Below are 25,734 nucleotides of genomic sequence, written 5' to 3'. Positions count from 1 at the left end.
ATCCGCTTCAGGAATAGGAGTCATATGTACTACAGCAATGGCAACTACGAAGCCTTCGCACGGCCCCGCAAACCCGCTGGGGTGGACCAGAAGACGGCCTGGTTCGTCGGGTCCGGCCTCGCCTCGCTGTCCGGAGCGGCCTTCCTCATCCGCGACGGACAGCTGCCCGGCAGCAAGATCACCATTCTGGAGGAGCTGAAACTGCCCGGCGGCGCCCTCGACGGCATCAAGAAGCCGAAGAAGGGCTTCGTGATTCGCGGCGGCCGCGAAATGGAGAACCACTTCGAATGCCTGTGGGATCTGTATCGGACCATCCCCTCCATGGAGGTGGACGGCAGCGTGCTGGACGAATTCTATTGGCTCAACAAGGATGACCCGAACTCCTCGCTGCAGCGCGCCACCGTCGATCGCGGTCAGGACGCGCACACCGACGGCCTCTTCACGCTGAACGAGAAGGCGCAGAAGGACATCATCAAAATCTTCCTGGCGGCCCGGGAGGAGATGGAGGACAAGCGCATCGACGAGGTCTTCTCCAAGGACTTCTTCGAAAGCAACTTCTGGATGTACTGGCGCACCATGTTCGCCTTCGAGGAGTGGCACAGCGCCCTGGAGATGAAGCTGTACCTGCACCGCTTCATTCATCACATCGGCGGTCTGCCGGACTTCTCGGCGCTGAAGTTCACCAAATTCAACCAGTACGAATCGCTGGTGCTGCCGCTCTACCAGTGGCTGCTCGAGCAGGGTGTGACCTTCAAATTCGATACCACGGTCACCGATGTCGATTTCGAACTGAGCGCGAAACGCAAGCAGGCCAAGCGAATCCACTGGGTGTCCGAGGGCGGCGAGGGCGGCGTGGATCTGGGCGAGAACGATCTGCTGCTCATGACCATCGGCTCGCTGACGGAGAATTCCGACGAGGGCGATCAGCACACTCCCGCGAAGCTGAACACCGGCCCCGCACCCGCCTGGGATCTGTGGCGGACGCTGGCGGCCAAGGATCCGGCCTTCGGGCATCCGGAGGTGTTCGCCGGCGATATCGAGAAGACCAAATGGGAATCGGCCACCGTCACCACGCTGGATCAGCGTATCCCCGAATACATTCAGAAGATCTGTAAGCGAGATCCGTTCAGCGGCAAGGTCGTCACCGGCGGCATCGTCACCGCGAAGGACTCCAGCTGGCTGCTGAGCTGGACGGTCAACCGGCAGCCGCACTTCAAGCAGCAGCCCAAGGATCAGATCGTCGTCTGGGTCTACTCACTGTTCGTGGACGTCCCCGGCGACTACGTGAAGAAGACCATGCAGGAGTGCACGGGTGAGGAGATCACCCAGGAGTGGCTGTACCACATGGGTGTTCCGGTCGACGATATCGCCGAACTCGCCGCGAATGCCAGCACCTGCGTCCCCTGCATGATGCCGTACGTGACGTCGTTCTTCATGCCGCGCAAGGCCGGTGACCGCCCGCAGGTGGTGCCGGAGGGGTCGGTGAACTTCGCCTTCATCGGCCAGTTCTCCGAGACCGGCCGCGACTGCATCTTCACCACCGAGTACTCGGTGCGCACGGGCATGGAAGCCGCGTATCAGCTGCTCGATATCGAGCGCGGGGTGCCGGAGGTCTTCGCCTCCACCTACGACGTGCGTTCGCTGCTGGCGGCCACCAGCCGACTACGCGACGGCGAGGCCATCGACCTCCCGGGACCGCAGATTCTGCGCAAGCGCCTGATGAAGCGCCTGGAGGGCAATGAAATCGGTGAACTGCTCATGGAATTCGGGTTGATCGGCAAGTAGCCCCGGGGGCGGTCAGTGCACGCACGTACGCCACACCTCGGCGGCCTCGAGCAGCCGGGTGCGGACCAGTTCGACGTGCGGGCGGGACTGGCCGCCCACCCGGCGCGCGAGATACACCGTATTGATCGGGGAGTCTTCGGGATCCAGCAGTGTGACGATCCCGCCCGCCTCGAGTTCACGGGCGCACAGATAGCGCGGGAGCACACTCACTCCGGCGCCCGCGACAACCGCGGCGAGTACCGCGCGCAGATCCGGAATGACAAGGGCGGCTTCGGCTTCCAGCCTGATGTCGAAGACGTGCCGCCAATACCGGCGCACGATAGGCAGATCCGGCGCATAGCTGATCAGCGGAATGCCGGCGAGGTCGTTGACCCGCAAGCGCGCCACGTCCACCGCGGCCGCCACCTGCGGCGCGGCGACGAGCACGAACTCCTCATCGGCGAGCGGTTCCGCAAGGACGGTCCGCCCGCGCGGGCGAATGGTGGACAGCACCAGATCGAGCTTGCCGAGGCGCAGATCCGCCAGCAGCTCATCGGCCAGCCCCGTGGTGATGGTGAAGCGGATGCCCTGCGCGACGAGCGGAGCCAGGGAGGGCAGTGTCAGCGCCGCCAGCATTTCGGCGGGACCACCGAGCAGAACCGGCGGCTCCTGGGTGTGCTCGGCCGGGGCATCGCCGACCACGATTTCGAGCGCGTCGAACGGCCCGGCGACCCGGGCCGCGAGGTCGTGGGCGGCGGCGGTCGGGGTGACGCCGCGCGGCAGGCGTTCGAACAGCGGCCGGCCCAGCCGGCGTTCGAGCGCCTGCAGCTGCGTTGTCACGGTGGGCTGGGACAGGCCGACCTGACCGGCACCCGCGGTGATCGATCCGGCCCGGTAGACCGCCAGAAACGTGCGGAGCTGCGTCAAGTCCACGGAACCATCGGCCTGCCTATGTCTCATATAGGCGAGTCTATTGGTCAGCCGATATTTCGGCACCTACTGTAGGGACTGCGACAACCTGACATTCTGCATACACAGTGTCAGTTCATCCACAGACTCGAGGAGCATCATGGCCAAGGTCCTGTTCGTCATGACCGGCGTCGACTACTGGACGCTGGCAGACGGCACTAAGCACCCCACCGGGTACTGGGCGGAAGAGTTCGCCGCACCCTACGAGGCCATCAAGGCCGCCGGGCACGAGATCGTGGTGGCCACCCCCGGCGCGGTGGTGCCGACCGTCGACGGCGGCAGCCTCGCACCCGGAGCCAACGGCGGCCCCGAGGGAGCCGAGAAGATCGCCGAAACCCTCCGCAAGGCAACAGAATTGACGCATCCCATCGATCTCGCCGCGGTCGACCTGGCCGATTACGACGCGGTCTACTACCCGGGCGGCCACGGCCCGATGGAGGATCTGGCCGTCAACACCACCTCCGGGCAGCTGCTCAATGCCGCACTGGCCTCGGGCAAGCCGCTCGGCGTGGTCTGTCATGCCCCGGCCGCCCTGCTGGCGACGGTGGGCGCCGACGGCAAGTCCCCGTTCGCGGGATACCGGGTGGCGGCCTTCAGCAATGCCGAGGAGACCCAGGCCGGACTCGCGGACAAGGCCAAGTGGCTGCTGCAGGACCGGCTCATCGCGCTCGGTGTCGACTACAGCGAGGGCGAGCCGTGGGCCCCGCACGTGGTGGTGGACCGCAATCTGTACACCGGCCAGAATCCGGCTTCGTCGGCGCCGCTGGCGGCGGAGTTGCTGAAGGCGCTCTGACACCGTGCCCGACCGGACCGCCGACGTACTCGACGCCACCCTGCGCTGCCTGCTGCGCTACGGGGCGCGGCGCACGACCATGGACGATATCGCCGCGGAGACAGGCGTTTCCCGGTCGGCGGTCTATCAGTACGTGCGCAATAAAGACGATGCGGTGCGGCGGCTGGCCGAGCGACTGCACGAGCGTGCGCTGACGGATGCGCACGCGGCCGCCGCCGCACCGATTCCACTCGCGGACAAGGTATTCGGCATTGTCACCGCCAAGGCCACCCTCGCCTCCGGCGCGTTCGCCGAATCTCCGCATGCCGCAGAACTTCTCGGTGAGCAGGCGCGGCTGTGCGGCGATATCTGCCGCAGCTTCACCGACGATCTGCGCGAACTGCTCACCGGAGTGCTCACCGAGGCGGGCCTCGCACGGCCCGCCGATGCCGCGCAGATCGTGCTGGCCGCGGCCATCGGCCTGCTCGCGGCCGACCGGCCGGACCTGCTGCGCGGTGCGACCGACACCATTCTGAGCGGCCTCGCCGCGAATTCACTGAAAACTTCCGAAGGAGAACAGCAATGACCGTATCCAGCCGCGAATGGCGTTTGATCGCCCGTCCGATCGGCGAGCCGAAGCCGGCCGATTTCGAGTTCACCACCGTGACGCTGCCCGAACCCGCTCCGGGGCAGGTGCTGGTCCGCAATGACTGGCTGTCGGTGGATCCGTATATGCGCGGCCGCATGAACGATGTCGAATCCTATATTCCGCCTTTCGGTTTGGGTGAGGCCATGACCGGTGGAGCGGTCGGCACCGTGGTGGCCTCCGCCGCAGCGACGATCCCGGTCGGCACGGTGGTCAGCCATTTCTACGGCTGGCGCGAGTACGCACTTGTGGATGCCGCCGGTGCGCAGGTGCTGAATACCGAAATCGCGTCCCCGCAGTCATATCTCGGCGTTCTCGGCACCACCGGCCTGACGGCGTACGCCGGGCTCACCGAGGTCGCACCGGTGCGCGAGGGTGATGTCGTGTTCATTTCGGGCGCGGCGGGTGCGGTGGGTTCCGTCGCCGGCCAGATCGCCAAGCGACTGGGCGCGTCCAAGGTCATCGGCTCGGCCGGTGGGCCGGAGAAGACCGCCCGGCTCCTCGAGGAATTCGGCTATGACGTCGCCATCGATTACCGCAAGGGCGATCTCGCCGGGCAGCTGGCCGCCGCCGCGCCCGAGGGCATCGACGTCTACTTCGACAATGTCGGTGGCGATCACCTCGACGCCGCCCTGGCCACCATGAACCTGCGCGGCCGAATCGCACTGTGCGGGGCCATCTCCGTGTACAACGACACCGAGCTGCCGCCCGGACCGCGCCATCTGGTGCTCGCCATCGGCAAGCGGATCAACCTGCTCGGCATGAATGTCACCGATCATCTGCACCAGGCGCCGGAGTGGATCGGCAAGGCGGCCGGCTGGCTGGCCGACGGTTCGCTGCGCACCGAGGAGACGGTGGTGGATGGCATCGATCAGACCCTCGAGGCCTTCACCGCGCTGATGAACGGCGCCAATACCGGCAAGATGCTGGTGCGGCTGTCCCACAGCGAATAGGAGCGGCCCGCGAGCGCGACAGCACTTGCCGCCGACGCGGGTCACCGTATCTCATGGCGAGACAATCACTTCTGATTGTCTCGCCATTGATATATGGCCTGATCAGCAGATATGACGGATCGGCGTGAACGTTTCCGCAGCATCCACCTGTGCACAATTCTCGCACCGAGACACTTCTTGATAGTCGATTCGCCACCGGAAACCGTGTGCTCGGCACAGGTTCCCGACTTCGGAGTGGCAATGACGCTGACCGCACCGGATGCGATCGACATCTTCGATCCCGTCCACCTCGACGATCCGAATCCGCTCTACCGGCAACTGCGTGAGCAGTCGCCGGTGTACCGCATTCCCGGCACCGACTTCTACCTGGTGACCTCGTGGGATCTGGTGGCCGAAGCGGTGAATCAGCCCGAGGCGTTCTCCTCGAACCTCACCGGTGTGCTGCTACGTCAGCCGGATGGGCCGCACGTGACCTTCGATATGGATGGCGGCGGGCAGGCCGTACACGTGCTGGCCACCGCCGACGATCCGGCCCATCTCACCCACCGCAAACTGGTACAGCCGCTGCTGGCCAAGCGAATTCGCGGTCTCGGCCCGACCGTGCGCGAACTGGTGGACGAGCTGTGGTCGCGGAATCTGCGGCACGGGCGCATCGACTGGGCCACCGGCATGGCCGATCAGCTGCCGCTCGCACTCGTCGCCGATATTATCGGCCTCCCGGAATCGGATGTGCCGCAACTGCTTTCCTGGGCTTACGACAGCACCGAAATGCTGGGCGGGGTGGTGGATGCCGACCGCTTCGGCCATTCGGTGACGGCCGCCGCCGAGCTGACCGGTTATCTGTACACCACATTCAAAGCCGCTGAAGCGAATCCGCGCGACGACCTGCTCGGTGTACTCGCCCGGGCCTGCGCGGCAGGCGAACTCAGCGATACCGTGGCGGTGCTGGTACTGGTCCAATTGGTCGGCGCGGGAGGCGAATCCACCGCCGGGCTGGTCGCCAATTCGGCGCGCATACTCGCCGCCGATCCCGAACTCCAGGACGAACTGCGCCGCGAGCCCGCCCTCATCCCGGCCTTCATCGACGAGGCGCTGCGCCTGGAATCGCCGTTCCGCGGCCATCATCGGCATGTCACCGAGGACACCGTGCTCGGCGGCGTCACTCTCCCCGCGGGCAGTCATCTGCTGCTGATGTGGGGTGCCGCCAATCGCGATCCGGCCCGGTTCGAGCAGCCGGACACACTCGACCTGGACCGCCGCAGCGGTGCGAACAATCTGGCCTTCGGCCGCGGTGTGCACTTCTGCGTCGGTTCGGCGCTGGCCAAGCTGGAGGCCACCGCCGCCCTCACCGCGCTGTTGGAGCGCAGCTCGCGGTTCACCCTCGTCGATGACGCACCGCCGCAATGGTTTCCGAGCATCTTCGTGCGCCGGCACCAGACCCTTCCCCTGCACATCTCCTGAATCGAAAGGCTCCCGCCACATGACGACTCCGTCCCCCGAAGCCCTGGTCACCGCGTTCTGCGCCGAATGGCTCAGCGGCACACCGGAATCCATTGCCGAGTATTTCGCCGAGGATGCCGTCTACCACAACATCCCCATGCAGCCACTGCTCGGGAAGGCGGCCATTCTCGATTTCCTGCGCGGCTTCATCGGCGCGTTCGGCGGTATCGACTTCGGCATTCACCACCAGTCCGCGCACGGGAATGTGGTGCTCAATGAGCGCACCGACCGTTTCACCCTCGGCGACAAGCAGATCGAACTGCCCGTCATGGGCGTGTTCGAAATCGCCGACGGCAAGATCGCCGCCTGGCGCGACTACTTCGATATGGCGCAGTTCGGGCAGCTCACGCAGGGGTGAACCGCCCGCACCACGACAGCCCGCGCGCTACTTGTTGTGCGCGCGGAGCTGGTACAGCCCTTCGGTTTCCGCGACGACCACACCATTGGCATCGGTGACGACGGCCTTCAGGCTGAAGTCGGACTTGCCCTCGAGGTCCGCCTCCTCGGCGACGCGGGCGATCTCCTCCTCCGACATGGTGGCCACGGCCGTCACGTCGGTGGCGGCGGGCCTGCGGAAGAAGATGTGCAGGTCCTTGACCAGCGGGTAGTACTTCGAGGTATCGAAGCTGGCGAGCGCGAGCGCCCCGCCGAGCACCTCGGCGACGGTGAAGAGCACGCCGGCGTACATGACGCCGAAGTGATTGCCATTGCCCTCGACCGGGACCTTGGTGGAGGCGTAGCCGGGCCGCACCTCGGTCGCCTGGACACCCATCTTGTGCGCGATCGGAACCGTGAACTCGAGCGCGCTGTTCACGATTTCATGCAGCGGCGGGGTGGCGTCGTTCGCCATGCGGACCTCCCTGTCTCACTTACTGGCGCTATGCCAACACGCCAGATCATTGTTCCAAAGGTGTAGGTCGCGCAAGTCTGCGGGCACCTGCCACCTGTTCAGGACCGTGAGTCCGGCCACAACCCAGAAAATCCGACCGGTCGGACTTCTAGGATGCCTCTTGTGTCTATGACGTATTCATCCGCCGAGCGCGCCTACCGCGAGGTCAAGGAACGCATCCTGAGCGGGGAACTCCCCGGGGGCGAGTTGATCAGCGAGGGCGAGATCGCGACCACGCTCGGCACCTCGCGGACGCCGGTACGGGAGGCCTTCCTCCGGCTGGAGACCGAAGGCTGGATGAAGCTGTATCCCAAGCGCGGCGCGCTCATCGTGCCTGTGCCCTCGCACGAGGCCGAGGACGTCACGCAGGCCCGCTACGTCGTGGAGACGGGCGCGGTGCGCATACTGGCCGAAATCGACCGGGCAGCCCTCATGACGAAGCTGCGGGCTTCGCTCGAACACCAGCGGGAACTCGCCGCCGCCGGAGACCTCGACCGGTTCGCAGTCATCGACGCCGACTTCCATCGCGAATACGTGGTGGCCGCGGGCAATCCCCTGCTGGCCGGCTTCTACGACTCCCTGCGCGAACGCCAGCGCCGCATGAACAGCGTCGCCCTGCGCCACGGCCCCATCGAGACCGCACGCATCATCGCCCAGCACGCGGGCCTGGCCGACCTCATCGAGTCCGGCGACACCACCGGATTCGCCACCGCCCTCGCCGACCACCTGATGGCCGTGCACGGCGTGCGCCTGAGAGGCCTGTGATGCCGACATCGACCTCCGCCGACGCTCTGACCGCCTCGGCCACAACCGCTTCGGCGCACTGCACGACCGCCGCTCTCTCGGCTCGAGCGACTGCCACCAATCCCAGCGCCGCTTTCACCCCCGCCGATGCCGACCACCCGATGGATGCGCACAGCATGAGGTCGAGAGGACTGTGATGACAACATCGACCTCCACCGGCGGCCTGACCGACACCGGCGCAATATCTTCCAGCGCTGCTTCCGGGCGGTTCTGCGCTGGACCGCCGTCGTCGAGTCGCGCGTGGATGAGCGTAGCGGGGGCGATCTTCGCGATTGCCTGGGGTGGAAACGAATTCACGCCGCTGCTGGTCATGTACAAGCGGGACGGGTTGCCGGTCACCACGGTTGACCTGCTGCTGTTCGAGTATGTGCTGGGCATCGTGCCCGCGCTGCTGATCGGCGGGCCGCTGTCGGATCGCTATGGGCGGCGGCTTCTCATGCGGCCGGCGCCGCTGATCGCCGCGGCGGGGTCGCTGCTGCTGGCATTCGGATCGTCCTCCGTACCAATGCTTTCCGCCGGTCGTGTGCTGTGCGGCATCGCGCTCGGACTGGCCATGGCGGTCGGCAGCAGCTGGCTCAAGGAGCTGTCGCAACCGCCGTTCGCGCCCGAAACCGCCTCCGGCACCGGGGCGCGACGCTCGGCCATGAGTCTCACCGGTGGATTCGGCGTCGGCGCGGGTGTGGCCGGTGTGCTCGCGCAGTGGGGTCCCTGGCCGGACACCCTGCCCTATCTGATCAATGCCGGGCTCTGCCTGGCCGCGGCGGTGTGGCTGGCTCGCGCGCCGGAAACGACTGTGCCGCAGCGGACCACGAGCCGACTGCTGGATGATCTGAAGGTCCCGGTCGGCGCGCACCGGCGCTTCCGCCTGGTGGCGCTGCCGATCGCGGTGTGGCTGTTCGCCTGTTCCGCAACGGCGTACGCCATCATGCCGACCCTCATGATGCCCAAGGTGCACGGCGCACCCATCGCGTTCTCGGCCCTGATCACCGTGATCACCCTCGGCTGCGGTTTCGGCATCCAATCGGTGGCGCGCAAGCTGGACCGGCCGGGCACCATCCGGCTGCCGGTACTGGCGCTGACCCTGATCATCGCCGGATTGGCGCTGGCCGCGGCGGCCTCGGGCGCACTGACACTGTGGCTGACCGTCGCCACCGCGATCGTCCTCGGTCTGGGCTTCGGCATCGGCCTGGTCGCCGGACTGCTGGAGATCGAGCGCATGGCCCGCCCCGACGACCTCGCCGGACTGACCGCCGTCTTCTACGCCGTCAGCTACCTCGGCTTCGGTTTCCCGGCGGTCATGGCCATGCTGCACGACGGCACCGGCGTCAGCTATCCCGCCATGTTCACCGCCCTCACCCTCGCCGCCGCGGCCTGCCTCACCCTCATCACCCGCTGCCGCCGCGGCTGAGCCCCTTCCGGAGATTGCGCCGCGAGCCTTACAGTCGGTGCAGATGTAGTGAGTGCGCGGGCATCGGCGCGGGAGTGGAGCGGTCGCCGTGGACCTGTGGGACCAGATCAATCAACCCGTGACGTATGCGATCCCGTTCTTCGTGCTCGCCCTGGTCGTCGAGATCCTCTCGCTGCGCGCGCACGGCGAGGAGCGGGCGGGGTACGAGCAGGGCGATGCGCGCAACAGCCTGGTCATGGGCGCGGTATCGGTGTTCGTCAGTGGGGCGGCCAAGTTCGTCGCGCTGATCGGTTACGCGGTGCTCTACGTGCACGCGCCCTGGCATATCGATCCGCGTAATCCGCTCAGCTGGATCGGCGTGATGCTGGCGGTGGATCTGCTGTGGTACGGGTATCACCGCACCTCACACCGGGTGCGGGTGGTGTGGGCGGCGCACCAGGTGCACCACAACAGCCGGTACTTCAATTACGCGACGGCCCTGCGGCAGAAGTGGAATCCGTGGTTCGAGCTGCTGGCGTGGATTCCGCTGCCGCTGCTGGGCGTACCGCCGTGGATGGTGTTCACGGCCTGGTCAGGCAATTTGATCTACCAGTTCTGGGTGCATACCGAGACCATCGGCAAGCTGCCGCGCTGGTTCGAGTTCGTCTTCAATACGCCCTCGCACCACCGGGTGCATCATGCCAGCGATGCGGAGTATCTGGACCGCAATTACGGCGGCATATTCATTCTGTGGGACCGGCTGTTCGGCACCTTCCGCGCCGAAACCTTCCGGCCCACCTACGGTTTGACCAAGAATATCGAGAGCACAAGCGTATTCACGCTGCAGTACTACGAATTCGGCGCACTCTGGCGAGACCTGCGCTCCAGCAGGAGGATTCGAGACTGGGCCGGTTATGCGTTCGGTCCGCCGGGCTGGGCGCCGGGCGACAGATGGGTGTCGAAGAAGGCGAAGATGCGCGACCAGGCGTCGCGGGTGGCGTCCTCGTCGTAGCCGAGGCCCAGCACGCGGACCAGAGGCTGGGCCGGATGATGGTCGGCGAAGGAGTGTCCGACACCCGGATAGGTCTTCACATCGTGATCGATGCCGAGCTCGGTGAGTGCACGTTCGAGCTTGGCGCCGCTGCCGATATTCTGCGGATCCCGCGAACCGTAACTGGCGACGACCGGGCACGAGCCGCGCAGTACTTCGTCGTACTTGGCACGACCCGCCGGGTAGAACGGGGCTGCGGCGTCGAAGCCCTCGGGCGCCACCAGCAAGGCGAACCCGCCGCCCAGGCAGAACCCCACGACGGCGATCTTGCCCGTGCAGTTCGGATCCGCGGCGAGGTGGTCGCGGGCGGCGAGAATATCGCGAACCGCACCGCCCTTACCGCTGAACATCAGGTCCCGGATCATGCTCGGCACGCACCGGACCGCACCGCGCGAGAACAGATTGGGGGCGAGCGCGAGATAGCCGTTGCCGGCCAGCATCCGGGTGGTCTCGCGCATCGCCGTGTGGACGCCGACCATGTCGTGCAGGACCACCACCCCCGGCCACGGCCCCTCCCCCGCCGGCGTCTCCAGGTTGGCCTCGACGGGTCCGTCCGGCGCGTTCAACTGTATTGAGCTCACCGTCGAGCTCCCTCCCCTAGACGTGCGAACACGGGATGATCGCTGCCGCAGAATTTTAGCCAGTCTGAGACACTTTCGCTCAGCTTTCGACAGGCAGCCCCGCCTCCGTCCAATCCTGAATGCCCTCACGGTATTTGCGGACATTGGTGTAGCCCAGCCGCTCCAGCTTCGTGGCGACGTTCTGACTGTTGGCGCATGCGGGATTCGAGCAGTACGTGACGATCGCCGCCGTCCGGTCCGGAAGCAGCTGCGGCGCCTTGCTTTCCACCTCGGCTTCGACCAGCGCGAGCGCGCCGGGCAGATGCGCCTTGGCGTAGTACTCGCCGCCGAGCGCATCCAGGACGATCACCGATCCGGCCTCGATCTCCTTGGCCAGCTCGTCCCGAGTGATCAACGTTGTCATGGGTTTTCCTTTCCGAACACCAAAGTATGTGCGTGTGCACGCTACTACTTATGTGCGGGTGCACGCAACCAATTATGCTGGGCGCCGTGCCGCATCCTCCGAACCGAACCCATCCGGCCGTCTCCGCCTGGGCCGCACTGCTGCAGGTGCACGCCAAACTGGTGCCCGAACTCGACGCGGAGCTGCGCCGCGCCACCGGACTTCCACTGAGCTGGTACGACGTCCTCCTGGAACTCGATGGGCCGCAACGGCTGCGGATGAGCGATATCGGAGAACGCGTGGTGCTCAGCCGCACTCGGGTGAGCAGGCTGATCACCGAATTGGAGTCGCACGGCCTGGTGCGGCGCGAATCCAATCCCGATGACGGGCGCTCGGCCTTCGTGAGCATTACCGAGGACGGGCGCATGCGCTTCCGCGAGGCGGCGCCGCACTATCTCGCGGGCATCGAGCGGCGATTCGGCGGCAGGCTCGATACCGGCGAATTGGAGACCGTCGCGGCGGCATTGCGCAAGGTTTTGGGCCCCGGCGACCTGCCCGCCCCGGTCACACGCGGGGATTAGACGCGCGCGGCGTCGAATGGTTGCCCAACCGGCGGGTACCCGGAACAGTGGTCTGCGGTATTCGCAGACCGAGATCACAACGGAGGAGTCACTCGTGCGCTTCGGCCATTTCATTCCCCAGGGCTGGCGGCTCGACCTGGTCGGCATCGACCCGGCGCAGCAGTGGGGCGTGATGCGCGACCTCGCCCAGCGTGCCGATGCGACGGAGGCCTGGGAGTCGGTCTGGGTGTACGACCACTTCCACACCGTGCCCGAGCCCACCGAGGAGGCCACCCACGAGGCGTGGACGCTGATGTCGGCCTTCGCCGCCGGCACCTCGCGAATTCGGCTGGGGCAGATGTGCACCGCGATCAGCTACCGCAATCCGGCCTATCTGGCCAAGGTCGCGGCGACGGTCGATCTGATTTCTGGCGGGCGTCTCGAAATGGGCATCGGCGGCGGCTGGTACGAGCACGAATGGCGCGCCTACGGCTACGGATTCCCCTCCCCCGGTGAGCGTCTGGGCCGATTGGATGAGGGGGTGCAGATCTTCAAGCAGGCCTGGACCAAGGGTTCCGCGACGCTCGACGGTAAGCACTACCAGGTCGACGGCGCCATCGTCCGCCCACTTCCGTTGCAGGAGGGCGGCATTCCGATCTGGATCGCGGGCGGCGGCGAGAAGGTGACGCTGCGCATCGCGGCGAAGTACGCGCAGTACACCAACTTCTCCGGAGATCCGGCCGAATTCGCGCACAAGTCCGAACTACTGCGCGGCCACTGTGCCGCCGTCGGCACCGATTTCGATGCCATCACCCGCAGCTCGAACTTCAATACGATCGTCGGCGCCACCGAGGCCGAGGTCCAGGACCGCCTCGCCGCCCTCCAGGATCGCTTCACCCCGAGCCTCGGCGCCGAGGCGGCAAAGGGCCACGTGGACAACCTCTTCCGCACCAGCCCCGCCGTCGGAACGCCGGAGCAGGTCGTCGAAAAGCTCAGCCGCACCAAGGCCCTCGGCCTCTCCTACGCCATCCACTACTTCCCCGAACTGGCCTACGACACCTCGGGCATCGAACTGTTCGAGCGAGAGGTCATTCCGGCGCTGCGCTGACCGGGCATTGATCAGCGCGGCACGGTCACCGGATCGGTGCAGCTGGCCACGGCGTCGACCAGCGAGCAGGGCTGCGGGTTGTGGGTCGGACGGTAGTCGGCCGGGACACCGCCGTTGTGGGTGATGGCGGTGTAGGCCGGGACCGCGTCGGTGGGCCGGCGGGTGAGGGTGGGATCGGTCAGCACATCGACGGTGTAGAGGCCGAATCGCGGTGTGTAGGAGCCCCATTCGTAATTGTCGGTGAGGCTCCAGTAGTTGTAGCCCATGACGTTCATGCCGTCGGCCTTGGCGCGCTGGATCCAGTAGATGGTGTCGCGCAGGTCGTCGGCGCGAGCGTAACCGTCGGCACGGGGCTTGCCGTTCTCGGTGGGCATACCGTTCTCCACGATGTACAGCGGCTTACCGGGGAACTGGCGTGAATAGTGCTGCAGGGCATAGTAAATACCCTCCGGCTGCAACGGATTGTTCCACAGCTGGCTGAAGTTCTGCACCATCGAGGTGACGGTGTCCGGCGACATGCCGTAGTAGTAGTCGATGCCGACGTAATCGATCTTCGCGGCGATCTTGGCGATGAACGGCCCGTTGACCGCATCATCGGCGCCGGGGAAGTACGCGACATTGCTGGTCACCATGGCGCCGGGCTGCACCTGGTGGATGTGGTCGTAAATAGCATTGTGCGCCTGCGCGATTCGGTCCTGCATACCCGGAACGTCGGCGGCCGGAAGCCCGCCGTGCCGCAGCTCGTTGAGCCCGTAGAAGGTGGGCTCGTTGAAGGTCACCCACAGCGGATTGTCGTGCGCATAGCGATCCACGACGGTGCGGGCATTGGCCAGCCAGTCATCGACCATGCCGGGGTTGTGCCAGCCGCCGCGATCGACCTCCCAGCCCGGGAACACCCAGTGGTCCAGGGTGATCATGGGCCGCATACCGGCGGCGGTGATCTTCCCGATCACACTGTCGTAGAAGCGCAGTCCATCCTCCGACCACACACCGGGCTGCGGCTGCACGCGCGCCCACTCGATGCTGATCCGGTACACCTTCACGCCGAGCCCGGCAGCCAGATCGATATCGGAGGCGTAGCGATCGAAGAAGTCCACCGAGTCGTTGTACGGGTCGTCGGTCTTGCCCTGCGCCACGTACCGCGACCAGTTGCTGTCGGGCGCGTGGCCCTCGGACTGGAAGCCGGAGGCCGCCACGCCCCAGAGGAAGTCGGGCCCGAGCGGCGCGACCTGCGTGGGCGCCTCGGGGCGGGCATAGGCCGGAGTGGCGCCCAGGACCAGGGTGGCGGCGACGAGAGCTGTGGGAACAAGAGCTCGGGGACGGAATCGCATCGGGACCGGTTTCTCCTTCGCTGTTCGCGGCGAGGGCCGCTTTTAAAACCGTACATCGCTCGGTTTTGGGGTGCAAGAAACCCACGGGTGAGCTCTAGACTCGGTCCGTGGCGAAACGGGGGCCCTACGGCAAGGGCATCGAACGGCGGGAGCAGATTCTCGAGGCAGCGCTGCGCACCATTGCGGAGCGCGGGTTCCTGGCCACCTCCGTCGCCGAGCTGGCCGAGGCGGTCGGACTGAGCCAGGGCGGGCTGCTGCACTACTTCGGATCGAAGGAAGAGCTCTTCGTCGCCGTCCTGCGCAAGCGCGACGAGGCCGATATGGTCGCGCTGCGCGCTCCCGATCCCGCGGCCTACATTGCGGTGATTCGACGAAATGCCCAGGTGCCCGGCCTGATCGAACTCTTCACCCATATGCAGGCGGCCGCGGCCGATCCGCGTCATCCGGCCCACGCCTACATGAAGGAGCGGTATCGCCAAGGCACCGAGGCGTTTTCGCAGGCCCTGCGCGGTATGCAGGAGGCCGGCACGCTGCCCGCACACGTCGATGCCGATGCCGCCGCCACCACCTTCTTCGCCCTCTCCGACGGATTGCAATCGCGGTGGCTGATCGACCCGAGCCTCGATATGGCCGCCCATCTGGAATTGGTGTGGCGCAACCTCATCGGCGCCTGATGCCGGACCGGACATTCAGCCGATCCAGGCCGCCACCGCGAGGAACGCACAGGTCAGCACGAAGAGAATGACCATGAGCGGCACCACGAACTTCACGTAGCGGTCGTAGCGCACCTTCGCCAGGGCGATGCCACCGGTGACCACGGCCGTGGTGGGCGTGACCAGATTCGCCCAGCCCGACGCCGACTGCCAGGCCGTAACCACCAGGGAGCGCGGCACATTCGCGAAATCGGCGAGCGGAGCCATGATCGGCATGGCCAGCGTGGCATGGCCGGAGGTGGAGGGGATCAGGAAGGCCAGCGGGATGTTCACCAGGAATACCGCGACCGCGAACACCGCCGAGGAGGTACCGGTCACCACACCCTCCAGGGCATGCAGCACAGTGCTGGTGATCTGGGTGTTGTTCATGATCACGGTGACGCCGCGGGCGAGCACGATCACGATGCCCGCGCCCACGAAATCGCCGAAGCCCTTGCCGATCGCCTCGGACATCCTGCCCTCGCCCAGGCCGCCGATCAGGCCCACCACCACGGCACCGACCAGGAACAGCGCGGTGAGCTCCGGGAAGTACCAATCCAATTCCCACGGAAAGGATTTCGCGTCCGGTCCCTTGATCACGGTCGCCCACGGAATGATGGCGAAGATCATGAACGCGAAGGTGAGGCCGACCATCCACAGCACCGCGACCTGGCGGCGGGTCATCGGATCCGGTTCGTGCTCTTCGGCTTTCACCTCGCGGTCGCCCGGCAGCCAGCCCGACCAGGACTTGTCCGGATCCGACTTCACCCGGCGCGCGTACCAGAGCACATACGCGACCGTGACGAGGGTGAGCACCACCAGCATGGCCAGGCGCAGCACAATGCCGTCGCCGATCGGCACCCCGGCGGCCGAGGAGGCGGTGCCGGTCGCGAAAGGATTGACGGTCGAGCACATGACGCCGACGCCCGCACCGCAGATGATGGCGCCGACCGCGGTCATACGGTCGTAGCCCAGCGCCAGCATCAGCGGCACCAGCAGCGCGTAGAAACCCAGGGTCTCCTCGGCGAAGCCCTCCACCGTGCCCGCGACGGCGAAGACCACCATGATGCCGACGATGAGCAGGAAGGACCGGCTGCGCAGCTTGTAGGCCAGCCGCCCGATACCGCTGTCCAGCGCGCCGGTCGCGAAGGCGACGGTGATGAAGGCGCCCACGGCCAGCACGAACAGGAACACCGCGGCCGCACCGTACAGCGAGCCGGACATATCGGGCGCGACCTGGCCGGTCTTGGGGTCCTGAATGCCGTAGAGGCCGTTGATCGGCGCGAGGAACAGATCCCGCAGCCGCGCCGTGAAACCCTTCGCGCCCTCGATCCGGTGATACGACCCGGCAATGGTGTGCCCCTTGTCATCCACCCGGTACGCGCCGGGCGGGATCACGAAGGCCGCCAGCCACACCGCGACGGTGACGCCGGCGAGGATCGTATAGGTGGAGGGGAAGCCCCGCTTCTTGCGGTGCTGAGCGGGTTTCGGCTCGGACTCCGGATCGGCGGTCGCGGTGGTTTCGCTCATTTGCGCATCCTGTTCGCGAACAGTTGGAAGAATTCCGCCTCCGCGAGCGCCACATTGGCCAGTTCGCTCAGCAGTACGCGCTCATTGAAGCCGTGCATATTGCAGTTGGAATCCTCGGCGCCGATCATGATCACCTCGGCGGCCGGATTGGCCGCGGCCATCGAATTGGTGAGCGGGATGGAGCCGCCCATGGCCGAATCGACCACCTCGGTATTCCACGCCTTGCCCATGGCCTCACGCATGGCGGCATACGCGGGACCGGTTGTGCCCGCGGCGAATCCGGAGCCGACATCACCGCCGGTGACCGTGAGCTCGATACCGTAGGGCTTGACCTTCTTCAGATGTTCGATGACGGCGCGCTGCCCCTCGGCCGGATCCTGTTCAGGATGCACGCGCACATTCAGATAGGCCTTCGCGTACGGAATCACCGCGGACGCAGCGGTTTTCACCGGCGGAGCGTCGAGCCCGATGACCGTGATGGCGGGCCCGTACCAGATGCGCTCACCGATCGGACCGGTGCCGAGCAGCGGCATTCCCGGTGCCATACCGGTGATTTCGGCGAATTCCTCATCCGTGTAGTTCGCTCCGGTCCACCTGTCCCGGCGCAGACCCTCGACCGCGACATTGCCCTCGGCATCATGCAGCGTGGCCAGTCCGGCCATGAGGGCGAGCAGCGCATCCGGTGCGGCACCGCCGAATTGGCCGGAGTGCACCGGGGCCGCCAGCGTGCGGACCTCGACGAAGACATCGGCGACCCCGCGCAGTGCGGTCACCAGGGTGGGGGCGCCCGCGCGAATATTGCCGGCATCGCAGATGAGCAGGGCATCGGCCTGGAACAGCTCCGGCTTCTCGGCCGGGTAATCGTCGAAACCCGACCCGAACTCCTCCTGGCCCTCGATGACGAGGGTGACGCCGACCGGCGGTTTACCGCCGTAGGCCCGCAGCGCGCCGATATGCGCGACAACATTGGATTTGCAGTCGGCCGCGCCGCGGCCGTAGATGGCGCCGTCCTGCTCGGTCGGAGTGAACGGCGGTGTGTTCCAGAGACTTTCGTCGCCGGAGGGCTGCACGTCGTAGTGCCCGTAGAGCAGGACGGTCGGCGCACCCGGCGGAGGTGGAATGCGGGCGTAGATGACCGGGGAGGTATCCGGCAGATTCAGCACCTGAATATCGCCGACACCGGACTTCCGCAATTCATCGGCAATGAGATCGTGCGCGCGCTGCACGTTCTCCTTGGGATAGTCCGGGAAGGCGATGGAAGGAATGGCGACCAGCTGTTTCAGCAGGTCCTTCAGCTCAGGCAGCAGATCGCCGACAGTGCTTCGCAGGTCCTGGCGCAAGTCCATGCCGCTATAAAACCATCCCGGCCAGTCGTTTCAGCGAATCTGCGGCGAGTTTCCCGCGACGGAAATTCGGGGTTACCGGACGGGACGTCAGGCCCGAGTGGGCAGTGGGAGCAGCGGCACCGACGCGGGATCGGAAAGCACAGTGCGCCTGGCGAATTCGATCGCGCCGAGCAGCATGGCGTCATCCCCCAGCACTGCCGGGGCGATGGTCAACCGCAGAGCCGGAGCGAGGGCGCGGCGACCGGCGAGCTGCTGCTCGATGGTCGGGGCCAGCCAGGGAAACCAGTGCGCGAGCAGGCCGCCCAGCACGATCTCGTCGACATCGAGCAGGGCGGTGATCGACAGAATCACCGCGCCCAGCGCCTGCCCGGCGGTGCGGACGGCCGCTACGGCCGGTGCGTCGGCGGCGCCCAGCGCCTCGACCAATCGAGTCGAGGTGGCGTGCAAGCCCTCTCGAATCAGCAGGTCACCCAGGCCCGCGGCGGTGAGGACCGCCTCCGGCCCGGCATAGAGCACCAGGCAGCCGTGCGCACCGCAGACGCACTGCGGACCGTCCAGCGCGACCGGCATATGCCCGGGTTCGCCGGCGATGCCGTGGCTGCCGATCTGAATGCGGCCGTCCAGCACCACACCGCCGCCGATCCCCGTACCCGCCTCGATGAGCACCAGCCCGCGCTGCCGCGGCCGGGCGTGAAACTCCGCGAAGGCCGCCGCATTGCCGTCATTGATCACCTCCACCGGACAGTCCATACCCGGCAGCCGCGCGGCCACCAGCTCCCCCAGCCGAACCGGTTGCAGCCAGCCGAAATCCGGAGCCATGACCACGGTCTGCGCTTCATCGTCCCGCACCGGCCCGGCCATGGCGATCACCACACGCACAAGCACAGAGCCGGCCGCCGCAGCGATGGCCTCGTGCTCCCCTCCGCGCTTCGCAGCTGCCACTGCGGCATTCGATGTGACGGTCGCCAGTTCGGCACGACGTACCGCCGCAGCCACCACGTCCGCCATCGCCTCGGGCGTGCCCGGTGCGCAGTTGTGCGGCGCAGCCGCACGCCAGATGACCGCGCCCGCGAGGTCCGCGACCACCACGCGCAGTTGCTCCGAGCTGATCTGCACCGCCACCGACAGCGCGCGGCGGGGCGCGAGTCGCAGCGGGCGTCCGGGCCGGCCGCGGCCGCCGCTGCGGAGGGCGGTGTCCTCACCTACCAGGCCGCGCTCCACCAGATCACCGACCAGTGTCGTGACCGAGCCGTGCGCGAGTCCGGTGGCCGTCGCGACCTCGGTGCGCGCGCAGGGACCGTGCGCGGCGATATGCCGCAGCACCAGCCCCAGATTGCGGCGGCGAACTGCGGCGGAGTCGCTCGGTGAGACGGCGGCGGAATCGTTCGGGCCGCCCGTGTGTGCGTGGTCCACGAGTCGACATTATGCTGGCCATGATTTATTTCAACCGTTGACTTATATTCGGGACCAGAGGTTAGCCATGCTCACACCGCAGCTCGGACGTCGCTCACTACTGCTGGGGGCGGGCGTCCTGGCCCTGGCCACCGCGTGTTCGACCACAAAATCCGACAGCAAGGGCGACTCCGGCACCGTCACCACCACCTACGGCCCGGTCAATGGCGTACGCCGCGATACCGGCACCGCCTACCTGGGCATCCCGTACGCCCAGCCGCCCGCGGGTGATCTGCGATTCGCCGCACCGGTACCGCCCACCCCGTGGCACGAGGTCCGCGATTGCACCGCATACGGACCCACCGCGCAGCGCAAATCCCTCACCGAGGTGACCGCGATCCCCGAGCCGTCCATTCCGGGTGACGGCGTCCTGAACCTCAATGTCTTCACCCCCAGCCCCGGCAAGGACGCCAAACTGCCTGTGCTGGTGTGGATTCACGGCGGTGGCTTCGTCGCCGGCAGTGCGGCCAGCCCGTGGTACGACGGCGCGGCCTTCAATCGCGACGGTGTGGTCGTGGTGTCCGTCGGATACCGGCTCGGCATCGAGGGCTTCCTGCATCTGGAGGGCGCACCCGATAATCGCGCGGTCCTCGACTGGATCGCGGCGCTGACCTGGGTTCGGGACAATATCGCGGCCTTCGGCGGCGATCCGGGCCGGGTGACCGTCGCGGGTCAGTCCGCCGGCGGCGGCGCGGTGTGGGCGCTCATGGCCGCACCCTCCGCGAAAGGCCTTTTCCACGCGGGCATTTCGGAGTCGGGCGCACTCTCGCAGCCCAATGCCCGGGCGGACGGATCGGCCGTGGCGGACCTGTTCACCAAGCGGACCGGCCTCCCGGCGACCGCCGCCGCGCTGCACGATCTCACCGGCAGTCAGATCCAGGATCTCGAGGACAAACTGCGCGCTGTCGGCCCCGGCAGTGAGACCGTGCCCGCCCTCGGTCTGGCCCCTTTCGTGGACGGCGCCCTCATTCCGCTGTCCTCGACGGAGCTGCTGAAATCCGGTGGCGCAACCAATGTTCCGCTGCTGCTCGGCTTCACCCGCGACGAGTTCAACGGTATGACCCGCGATCAGCCGATCACCGATGCCGCTCTGCCCGCCGCCTTCGCCGCCATGGGCCTGCCCGCCACCGATATCGACGGTTTCCGCACCGCCTACCCCGGTGACGCCGCACCCCAGCTCCTCGGCCAGGCGCAGAGCGATCTGCTGCTGCGTGCACCCGCCTACCGGGTCGCCGAAGACCGCGCCACCCGCAACCAGCCCACCTGGCTCTACGAATTCACCTGGGAATCAACGGCTCCCGAGTACAAGGGCATGTCGTTCCACTGCCTGGATGTGCCGTTCGCCTTCGATTGCCTGCGCGCCCAAGGCGTTACGGCCGTGGCCGGCGACAATCCGCCCCAGGCCCTTGCCGACGCCGTCCACAAGAGCTGGGTTTCCTTCGTCACGACCTCCGATCCCGGCGCCGGCTGGCCGCGCTACACCCTCGAAAAGCGCGAAACCATGATCTGGTCCGATTCACCCCGCGTGCAGACCGACCCGTTCGCGGCGCAGCGCGCGCTCTGGCTGCGCTGACCGCAGCGTGACGGGCGGAATACACCGTTCGCCGTTTGAAATGGCAAACTGGGGGCTAATACCCCGAATGCAGAGTATGTCGAGACGGACGGATGGTTCCAGATGCTCGAGTTTCGCAGGTGGGTAGTACCTGCCGCAGTGGTCGCCACCGTGGGGCTGTCCGCAGTCCCGGCGGCCGAGGCGCAGGCCGATCCCGGCGATACGCAGGCAGCACTGGGCGGCGGCTCCGGGATCGTGCTGGGCCGGTCCACCAAGTGCAGTTTGACGACGATCGGGTACGACGGTGCCGGGCGGCTGGTCGGGTTCACCGCCGGACACTGCGGTGATGCCGGTACCGCGGTGTCGGGGGAACAGTTCCCCGATGCGGGCGTGGTCGGCCGGGTCGCCAGCTCCGATCCGCAACTCGATTACGCCGTAATCGAATTCGACCCCAATGCTGTCGTACCGATGAGCTCCGTCGGTGGCACCACCATCGCGGGCGTGGGCGGTGTTCCTTCCGCCTGGGATGTGGTGTGCCAGAACGGCCGCACCAGCGGCCGGGCGTGCGGAGTCGTATGGTCCTCCGGCCCAGGAGGATTCATCGATCAGGCCTGCTCCAGCTACGGTGACTCCGGCGGTCCGCTGACCGTGGACGATCGCCTGGTGGGCCTGGTCTCCAGCGTCCTCATCAGCGATACCCGAGCGCTCCGCCTGAGCTGTACCTCGTCGGCGAATCCCGTGCACTCCCCCGTTATCGCGGTGTCGTGGGATGCCATCCGCGCCGCCGTCGACGCGAACAACGGTGTGGGAGCGGGCTTCCAACCGGCGTGAGACCGCCGGTGGCGCAATCGGCCTATCCGGAGTGGGCCGTCAAACCCAGGATGGCGGCCGCGGTGGCAGCGCCGTAGGCGCGACTGGCGGTGTGCGGGCGTTCGGCCGGGAAGTTGGAACGGTGCAGGACCTGCACGTTTCTGTCCAGCCGCACCGTGGTATTCGCCTCGGTCGCAATGCAATTGCCACCGGCCTTGGCGGTGAGGTCGACAACGACCGCACCCGCGGTCAGCGCATCGAGGGCGACCTGATCGATCAGGAGGGGCGCGGAATTGCCGCGATGTCCAGCGGCACAGATGATCAGCTCCGGGTCGGCGTCGGAGATATAGGCGGCAATCGCGGCCGGATCGGGCCGCAGCAGGAAGGTGCCCGCACCGGATTCGAGCACCGTGTTCTCCTGGTCGGCCCGGCTGCCGATCGCGGTCGGCGGCAGGTCACCCTGGGCTACCGCCGCGGCGATCGCCGCGAGCCCGGCTCGGCCGCAACCGACGATCAAGGCCCTGACTCGGCGCTGCCGCACCCGCTCGGGTAAGAGCGCTCGGCCCGTGCGATAGGCGACGTCACCGGCGATTCGGCTCATGGCCGACAGTGGATCGAGCTGCGCCGACCCAGAACCGGACGGAATACGCTCGAACGCAATCGATCTCACGCCGCGATCATCCAGCGCGGCGATCCGCGCCTGCCGATGAATCGGATCCTGGAAACCCATCAGCGACTGACCCCGGCGCAGGGGCATCGAATCCAGGTTGTACGCAGGGGGTTTCACCCACGCAATGACGTCGGCCGCGAAAACCTGTTCCGGCCCCGGCACAATCGAGGCTCCGGCATCACGATAGGCCGCATCGGTGAAGTCGGCCGCCCAGCCCGCGCCCTGTTCCACCAGTACGTGCACTTCCCGGCGCGACAATTCCGCCACATCGTCGGGTGTGAGTGCGACGCGCCGTTCGCGCGCGGCCGTCTCCCGTGGCACTCCGACGATCATGATGCGACGGGGATGGCGGGAATTCGACGCTCCAGCAGCGCATCTCCGTAGGACATGCCGGCGCGCAGCCGTCCGAGCAGGTATTCCATCCGGTCGAAGAGCTCGGCCAGCAGCTGGGGAGCGTCCTCCTCTTGACCGGCCCCGTAGCGCGGCGCCGCCACATTGAGCCGCACTCCCAGCCGCCGGGAGCCGGTGCGATCCAAAGCGACGCAGTCGATTCCGGCCACGGTGAGCAGCAGGTCCTCCAGCTCCGAACTGGTGTGCACCCCCGCGGCAGCCATCAGGCCCGGCTCGAATTCGACGGTGAGGAACATGCCCTGCCGACTGCCCAGCGGCCGTAGCAGTTCGGCGCCGAACCGGGCATTGACCGCGCTCAGTAGCGCACAGGCCGCATCGACCCGACCACGCAGCAGGGTGCGGTTGTGCGCCAGCAGCTCGCCGGTGGTGTGCTCGATGGTGGCCCGGGCCAGATGGGTGGTCTCCCGCTGGAACGACACCCGCAACCGGTCCCGGATCTCGTCCAGCCACCCGGTGTTCCCGGTGCAGGCCGCGCCGAGCTTGCACGGTCCGAAGGCGTTGTAGGCCTTGGAGTTACCGGTAATGCTGAGCACCCGATCGTAGAGTCGGACCGGGCCGTCCGGAGTGGGCACGGAGAGGGCGGCGATCGGCAGATGATCGTCCACCAGCAGATCGAAGGACATATCGCAGATGATCGGCACCTCGGCGGCGACCAGGACCCGGCCGATCTCGGTCAGTTCCGCGACGGTGTACTCCGCGACCACCGGATTGCCGGGCAGCGTGAGCATGACGCCGCACAGATTCCCCTGGCGCGCATGCTCTTCCAAGCAGCGTTCGAGTGCGGCCGGGTCCACCTTGAAGGAATCATCCGCGGTCGCCGGGCTCGACACCATGCGCAGGCCGTACTTGGCGACGTGCACGCTGGCGCTCTTGTAGTAGCCCTCCGGGCAGACCAGCACACCACCGGGGCGCGCGATGGTCGCGATCGCCTCCTCCAGCAGGACGGTGCTGGAGTACGGGCACACGATGACCTCGCCCGGATCGACCTGAACACCGCGCACGCCCGGAGCCGATACGGACAGGCGCTGAAAAAGCTGTTCCGCCGCCAGTTTCCGGAGAATCAGCGGCTGTCGCTTGTCGTAGAGCACCCCGTCCCGATACTCGTCCGGCTGAGTGCGGGTCATGACCTCGAGCCAGGCGGTGTTCAAGGCCGCGACCGTATCCTCGTCCATCTGCAATCCGGTCTCACCGTGATAGGCGTCGATGACACCGCGATAGGTCCGGCCGCCGGTGCCCGGAAACCAGGGCTCCGCACCGAGATAGGCCCGTGCGAACTTCTTGCGCTCATCCGAGCGGTTCGTCATGTGCACCGGATCCGGGCACAGTACGGCTGCGGTGTCGGTCACCGGGGCGCGCTTTCGGCCGAATCGACCATGCCGTCGTTCCACGCCTGCGCCAGCGCCGCGCGGAACAGGTTGCGACAGTCCTCTTCCCCGAGTCGCTGGAACCGCGCCAGCGCCGGCTGCGCCATGACCTCGTTCACCACGAGGGCCATACCGCCGCCGGTGAGGGCGTAGAGCTTGTCGAACCGGCTCTGCGCGAACCGCACATCATGCTTGAGCGCGGAGAAGCGGGTCGCGACGCGTTCGCGCCGGGCGTAGTCGTATTCGCCTGTGGTCACATAGCTCTCGTCCACGATGAGCATGCTCTGCGCATTACTGGCGTGCAGCCGGTTGACCAGGACGGTCTCCACCCCGGCCTTGACCTGCTGCCAGATCTTGTCCTCGTAGGCCACCACATCGGCGATCTCGTCGAGGACGTAGAGCCGGCGCACCACGATTCCGCCGGCGGCCAATCGCAGGATGGCGCTGTGGTACTCGTCGCCCAGATCGCCGCCGATGGTGCCCAGGTCCGCGGTGTGAATGGCACAGATCGCCCGGGACGCGCGGCCCAGCACGGTGAGCCAGTCATTGATGGTGTTCCACTCCCACACCGTGGCACTGCCCGAAGGTATCTGGGTCAAAACCTCTTCGGCGCGTTCGAGTTGCCGTTCGGCGATATCGCGCAGCGGTGCGACCTCGTCCCGCGCGCCGGAGGCGTCGACGAGGCTCTGCGCGATCGCCAGCACCCGCTCGACCGCCGCGGGGTCCTTGCCGAGCAGAATATTGAACCGCATCCGGAGATCGCTGTTGGCGACGTCGGCCTCGGTCTCGTTGCCGGTGGTGGGCAGCCGCTCGCCCAGCACCGAGCTCAACCGCTCGCGTAGCGCGAGAGGCGGTATGCGAGTGCCGTTTTCGATCTGCTGTATCAGGCTGCGCGAGCAGCCCACCTGTTCGGCGAGCTGCAATTGCGTGAGATCGCGTTCCTTGCGGAGTCGCCGGACCTGCTTGCCGATCTGCTCGCCGTCCGCGGCGGAGCGAGACATGCGGTGTCTCCCATCGTGTTGCCGTGCTGCTGAGCCCACACGTGCCATGCGGCACCCATCCTAAGCACGATGTGTCATGTGTGCCACGCAAGTCGCGAGAGTTTTCGATTTGCAGTCTTGCAAAGATCGAAAGCGACTCCGGCAGCGCCTACTTCAACGCTGAACGACAGTCATCTGTGCCGTGATGCCGCACAGAACCACGCCTAATC

At 66.8% G+C, this 25,734-nt stretch carries 25 protein-coding genes; 14 read left to right on the top strand and 11 right to left on the bottom strand.

What is annotated here, in order from left to right:
- The first annotated feature begins 24 nt into the window (after positions 1–24).
- Positions 25–1,785 carry an oleate hydratase gene (locus ABZX86_RS12295; RefSeq protein WP_355122822.1) on the top strand — a complete coding sequence of 587 codons (1,761 nt, stop codon included), beginning with the start codon at positions 25–27 and terminating at the stop codon, positions 1,783–1,785.
- 12 nt (positions 1,786–1,797) lie between these two features.
- Here the strand turns inward: ABZX86_RS12295 and ABZX86_RS12290 are convergent, their stop codons facing one another.
- Positions 1,798–2,724, bottom strand: coding sequence for a LysR family transcriptional regulator (locus ABZX86_RS12290; protein ID WP_355122821.1), 927 nt, complete (start codon positions 2,722–2,724; stop codon positions 1,798–1,800).
- A gap of 109 nt (positions 2,725–2,833) precedes the next feature.
- Between ABZX86_RS12290 and ABZX86_RS12285 the strand changes: the two genes are divergently transcribed.
- From ABZX86_RS12285 to ABZX86_RS12265, 5 genes are all read left to right on the top strand, one after another.
- A complete protein-coding gene (locus ABZX86_RS12285; RefSeq protein ID WP_355122819.1) occupies positions 2,834–3,526 on the top strand; it encodes a type 1 glutamine amidotransferase domain-containing protein in 693 nt (230 codons plus the stop codon).
- A gap of 4 nt (positions 3,527–3,530) precedes the next feature.
- Complete coding sequence (locus ABZX86_RS12280; protein WP_355122817.1) at positions 3,531–4,091, top strand: helix-turn-helix domain-containing protein; 561 nt, start codon at positions 3,531–3,533, stop codon at positions 4,089–4,091.
- Positions 4,088–5,104: an NADP-dependent oxidoreductase gene (locus tag ABZX86_RS12275; protein WP_355122815.1), complete on the top strand. Its 1,017-nt coding sequence runs from the start codon at positions 4,088–4,090 to the stop codon at positions 5,102–5,104. The genes ABZX86_RS12280 and ABZX86_RS12275 overlap by 4 nt, the downstream gene beginning before the upstream one ends.
- A 240-nt stretch (positions 5,105–5,344) precedes the next feature.
- Complete coding sequence (locus ABZX86_RS12270; protein WP_355122813.1) at positions 5,345–6,565, top strand: cytochrome P450; 1,221 nt, start codon at positions 5,345–5,347, stop codon at positions 6,563–6,565.
- Between the two features lie 19 nt (positions 6,566–6,584).
- On the top strand, positions 6,585–6,962 hold the full coding sequence (locus ABZX86_RS12265) for a limonene-1,2-epoxide hydrolase family protein (RefSeq protein ID WP_355122811.1): 378 nt from the start codon (positions 6,585–6,587) through the stop codon (positions 6,960–6,962).
- Between the two features lie 27 nt (positions 6,963–6,989).
- Here the strand turns inward: ABZX86_RS12265 and ABZX86_RS12260 are convergent, their stop codons facing one another.
- Complete coding sequence (locus ABZX86_RS12260) at positions 6,990–7,454, bottom strand: YiiD C-terminal domain-containing protein (RefSeq protein ID WP_355122809.1); 465 nt, start codon at positions 7,452–7,454, stop codon at positions 6,990–6,992.
- A 168-nt stretch (positions 7,455–7,622) separates the two neighbouring features.
- Here ABZX86_RS12260 and ABZX86_RS12255 point away from each other — a divergent pair, with 168 nt between their 5' ends.
- The 3 genes from ABZX86_RS12255 to ABZX86_RS12245 all read left to right on the top strand — a co-directional run bounded on the left by ABZX86_RS12255 (position 7,623) and on the right by ABZX86_RS12245 (position 10,696).
- The gene (locus ABZX86_RS12255) at positions 7,623–8,258 is read left to right on the top strand and encodes a GntR family transcriptional regulator (RefSeq protein ID WP_355122807.1); all 636 of its coding nucleotides are present in this window, start codon (positions 7,623–7,625) and stop codon (positions 8,256–8,258) included.
- 175 nt (positions 8,259–8,433) lie between these two features.
- Positions 8,434–9,705: an MFS transporter gene (locus ABZX86_RS12250; protein ID WP_355122805.1), complete on the top strand. Its 1,272-nt coding sequence runs from the start codon at positions 8,434–8,436 to the stop codon at positions 9,703–9,705.
- Between the two features lie 88 nt (positions 9,706–9,793).
- Positions 9,794–10,696 (top strand): sterol desaturase family protein, encoded by a 903-nt coding sequence (locus ABZX86_RS12245; protein WP_355122803.1) that lies wholly within the window; start codon positions 9,794–9,796, stop codon positions 10,694–10,696.
- Here ABZX86_RS12245 and ABZX86_RS12240 read toward each other — a convergent pair.
- Both ABZX86_RS12240 and ABZX86_RS12235 read right to left on the bottom strand, forming a co-directional pair.
- Positions 10,597–11,316 carry a dienelactone hydrolase family protein gene (locus ABZX86_RS12240; protein WP_355122801.1) on the bottom strand — a complete coding sequence of 240 codons (720 nt, stop codon included), beginning with the start codon at positions 11,314–11,316 and terminating at the stop codon, positions 10,597–10,599. The genes ABZX86_RS12245 and ABZX86_RS12240 overlap by 100 nt on opposite strands.
- Before the next feature lie 79 nt (positions 11,317–11,395).
- Positions 11,396–11,719, bottom strand: a complete 324-nt coding sequence (locus tag ABZX86_RS12235; RefSeq protein ID WP_355122799.1) for a rhodanese-like domain-containing protein — start codon at positions 11,717–11,719, stop codon at positions 11,396–11,398.
- Between the two features lie 86 nt (positions 11,720–11,805).
- Between ABZX86_RS12235 and ABZX86_RS12230 the strand changes: the two genes are divergently transcribed.
- Together ABZX86_RS12230 and ABZX86_RS12225 are read left to right on the top strand one after the other, a co-directional pair.
- Complete coding sequence (locus ABZX86_RS12230) at positions 11,806–12,279, top strand: MarR family transcriptional regulator (protein ID WP_355122797.1); 474 nt, start codon at positions 11,806–11,808, stop codon at positions 12,277–12,279.
- Between the two features lie 94 nt (positions 12,280–12,373).
- Positions 12,374–13,366: an LLM class F420-dependent oxidoreductase gene (locus ABZX86_RS12225; protein ID WP_355122795.1), complete on the top strand. Its 993-nt coding sequence runs from the start codon at positions 12,374–12,376 to the stop codon at positions 13,364–13,366.
- Between the two features lie 11 nt (positions 13,367–13,377).
- Here ABZX86_RS12225 and ABZX86_RS12220 read toward each other — a convergent pair whose 3' ends face one another.
- Complete coding sequence (locus tag ABZX86_RS12220; RefSeq protein WP_355122793.1) at positions 13,378–14,697, bottom strand: family 1 glycosylhydrolase; 1,320 nt, start codon at positions 14,695–14,697, stop codon at positions 13,378–13,380.
- Between the two features lie 107 nt (positions 14,698–14,804).
- Here ABZX86_RS12220 and ABZX86_RS12215 point away from each other — a divergent pair, with 107 nt between their 5' ends.
- Positions 14,805–15,371, top strand: coding sequence for a helix-turn-helix domain-containing protein (locus ABZX86_RS12215; RefSeq protein WP_355122791.1), 567 nt, complete (start codon positions 14,805–14,807; stop codon positions 15,369–15,371).
- A gap of 15 nt (positions 15,372–15,386) precedes the next feature.
- Here the strand turns inward: ABZX86_RS12215 and ABZX86_RS12210 are convergent, their stop codons facing one another.
- From ABZX86_RS12210 to ABZX86_RS12200, 3 genes are all read right to left on the bottom strand, one after another.
- Positions 15,387–16,919: a YfcC family protein gene (locus tag ABZX86_RS12210; RefSeq protein WP_355122789.1), complete on the bottom strand. Its 1,533-nt coding sequence runs from the start codon at positions 16,917–16,919 to the stop codon at positions 15,387–15,389.
- A complete protein-coding gene (locus ABZX86_RS12205; protein ID WP_355122787.1) occupies positions 16,916–18,265 on the bottom strand; it encodes a M20/M25/M40 family metallo-hydrolase in 1,350 nt (449 codons plus the stop codon). Before ABZX86_RS12205 ends, ABZX86_RS12210 begins: the two co-directional genes overlap by 4 nt.
- A gap of 87 nt (positions 18,266–18,352) precedes the next feature.
- On the bottom strand, positions 18,353–19,678 hold the full coding sequence (locus ABZX86_RS12200; protein ID WP_355122785.1) for an ROK family transcriptional regulator: 1,326 nt from the start codon (positions 19,676–19,678) through the stop codon (positions 18,353–18,355).
- Positions 19,679–19,745: 67 nt separating this feature from the next.
- Here ABZX86_RS12200 and ABZX86_RS12195 point away from each other — a divergent pair, with 67 nt between their 5' ends.
- Positions 19,746–21,290 (top strand): carboxylesterase family protein, encoded by a 1,545-nt coding sequence (locus ABZX86_RS12195; protein WP_355122783.1) that lies wholly within the window; start codon positions 19,746–19,748, stop codon positions 21,288–21,290.
- A 138-nt stretch (positions 21,291–21,428) separates the two neighbouring features.
- Positions 21,429–22,100, top strand: a complete 672-nt coding sequence (locus tag ABZX86_RS12190) for a hypothetical protein (RefSeq protein ID WP_355122781.1) — start codon at positions 21,429–21,431, stop codon at positions 22,098–22,100.
- A 22-nt stretch (positions 22,101–22,122) separates the two neighbouring features.
- Here ABZX86_RS12190 and ABZX86_RS12185 read toward each other — a convergent pair whose 3' ends face one another.
- Genes ABZX86_RS12185 through ABZX86_RS12175 form a run of 3 tightly spaced genes read right to left on the bottom strand, consistent with a single transcriptional unit; the run spans position 22,123 to position 25,525 of the window.
- Positions 22,123–23,070: a hypothetical protein gene (locus ABZX86_RS12185; RefSeq protein WP_355122779.1), complete on the bottom strand. Its 948-nt coding sequence runs from the start codon at positions 23,068–23,070 to the stop codon at positions 22,123–22,125.
- 8 nt (positions 23,071–23,078) lie between these two features.
- Positions 23,079–24,506, bottom strand: coding sequence for a pyridoxal phosphate-dependent aminotransferase (locus ABZX86_RS12180; RefSeq protein ID WP_355122777.1), 1,428 nt, complete (start codon positions 24,504–24,506; stop codon positions 23,079–23,081).
- Positions 24,503–25,525 carry a helix-turn-helix transcriptional regulator gene (locus ABZX86_RS12175; RefSeq protein WP_355122775.1) on the bottom strand — a complete coding sequence of 341 codons (1,023 nt, stop codon included), beginning with the start codon at positions 25,523–25,525 and terminating at the stop codon, positions 24,503–24,505. Before ABZX86_RS12175 ends, ABZX86_RS12180 begins: the two co-directional genes overlap by 4 nt.
- Between the last annotated feature and the right edge of the window lie 209 nt (positions 25,526–25,734).

Source organism: Nocardia sp. NPDC006630 (assembly GCF_040611495.1).
GTDB lineage: Bacteria > Actinomycetota > Actinomycetes > Mycobacteriales > Mycobacteriaceae > Nocardia.
Note: the sequence above shows the minus strand (reverse complement) of the source record. Positions and strands in the feature narration are given on the sequence as shown.

Excerpts from the sequence above, each read along its gene's own strand:
- ABZX86_RS12295 (WP_355122822.1), top strand. The coding sequence starts at position 25 with ATGTACTACAGCAATGGCAACTACGAAGCCTTCGCACGGCCCCGCAAA.
- ABZX86_RS12290 (WP_355122821.1), bottom strand. The coding sequence starts at position 2,724 with ATGAGACATAGGCAGGCCGATGGTTCCGTGGACTTGACGCAGCTCCGC.
- ABZX86_RS12285 (WP_355122819.1), top strand. The coding sequence starts at position 2,834 with ATGGCCAAGGTCCTGTTCGTCATGACCGGCGTCGACTACTGGACGCTG.
- ABZX86_RS12275 (WP_355122815.1), top strand. The coding sequence starts at position 4,088 with ATGACCGTATCCAGCCGCGAATGGCGTTTGATCGCCCGTCCGATCGGC.
- ABZX86_RS12270 (WP_355122813.1), top strand. The coding sequence starts at position 5,345 with ATGACGCTGACCGCACCGGATGCGATCGACATCTTCGATCCCGTCCAC.
- ABZX86_RS12265 (WP_355122811.1), top strand. The coding sequence starts at position 6,585 with ATGACGACTCCGTCCCCCGAAGCCCTGGTCACCGCGTTCTGCGCCGAA.
- ABZX86_RS12260 (WP_355122809.1), bottom strand. The coding sequence starts at position 7,454 with ATGGCGAACGACGCCACCCCGCCGCTGCATGAAATCGTGAACAGCGCG.
- ABZX86_RS12255 (WP_355122807.1), top strand. The coding sequence starts at position 7,623 with ATGACGTATTCATCCGCCGAGCGCGCCTACCGCGAGGTCAAGGAACGC.
- ABZX86_RS12250 (WP_355122805.1), top strand. The coding sequence starts at position 8,434 with ATGACAACATCGACCTCCACCGGCGGCCTGACCGACACCGGCGCAATA.
- ABZX86_RS12235 (WP_355122799.1), bottom strand. The coding sequence starts at position 11,719 with ATGACAACGTTGATCACTCGGGACGAGCTGGCCAAGGAGATCGAGGCC.
- ABZX86_RS12220 (WP_355122793.1), bottom strand. The coding sequence starts at position 14,697 with ATGCGATTCCGTCCCCGAGCTCTTGTTCCCACAGCTCTCGTCGCCGCC.
- ABZX86_RS12210 (WP_355122789.1), bottom strand. The coding sequence starts at position 16,919 with ATGAGCGAAACCACCGCGACCGCCGATCCGGAGTCCGAGCCGAAACCC.
- ABZX86_RS12205 (WP_355122787.1), bottom strand. The coding sequence starts at position 18,265 with ATGGACTTGCGCCAGGACCTGCGAAGCACTGTCGGCGATCTGCTGCCT.
- ABZX86_RS12195 (WP_355122783.1), top strand. The coding sequence starts at position 19,746 with ATGCTCACACCGCAGCTCGGACGTCGCTCACTACTGCTGGGGGCGGGC.
- ABZX86_RS12175 (WP_355122775.1), bottom strand. The coding sequence starts at position 25,525 with ATGTCTCGCTCCGCCGCGGACGGCGAGCAGATCGGCAAGCAGGTCCGG.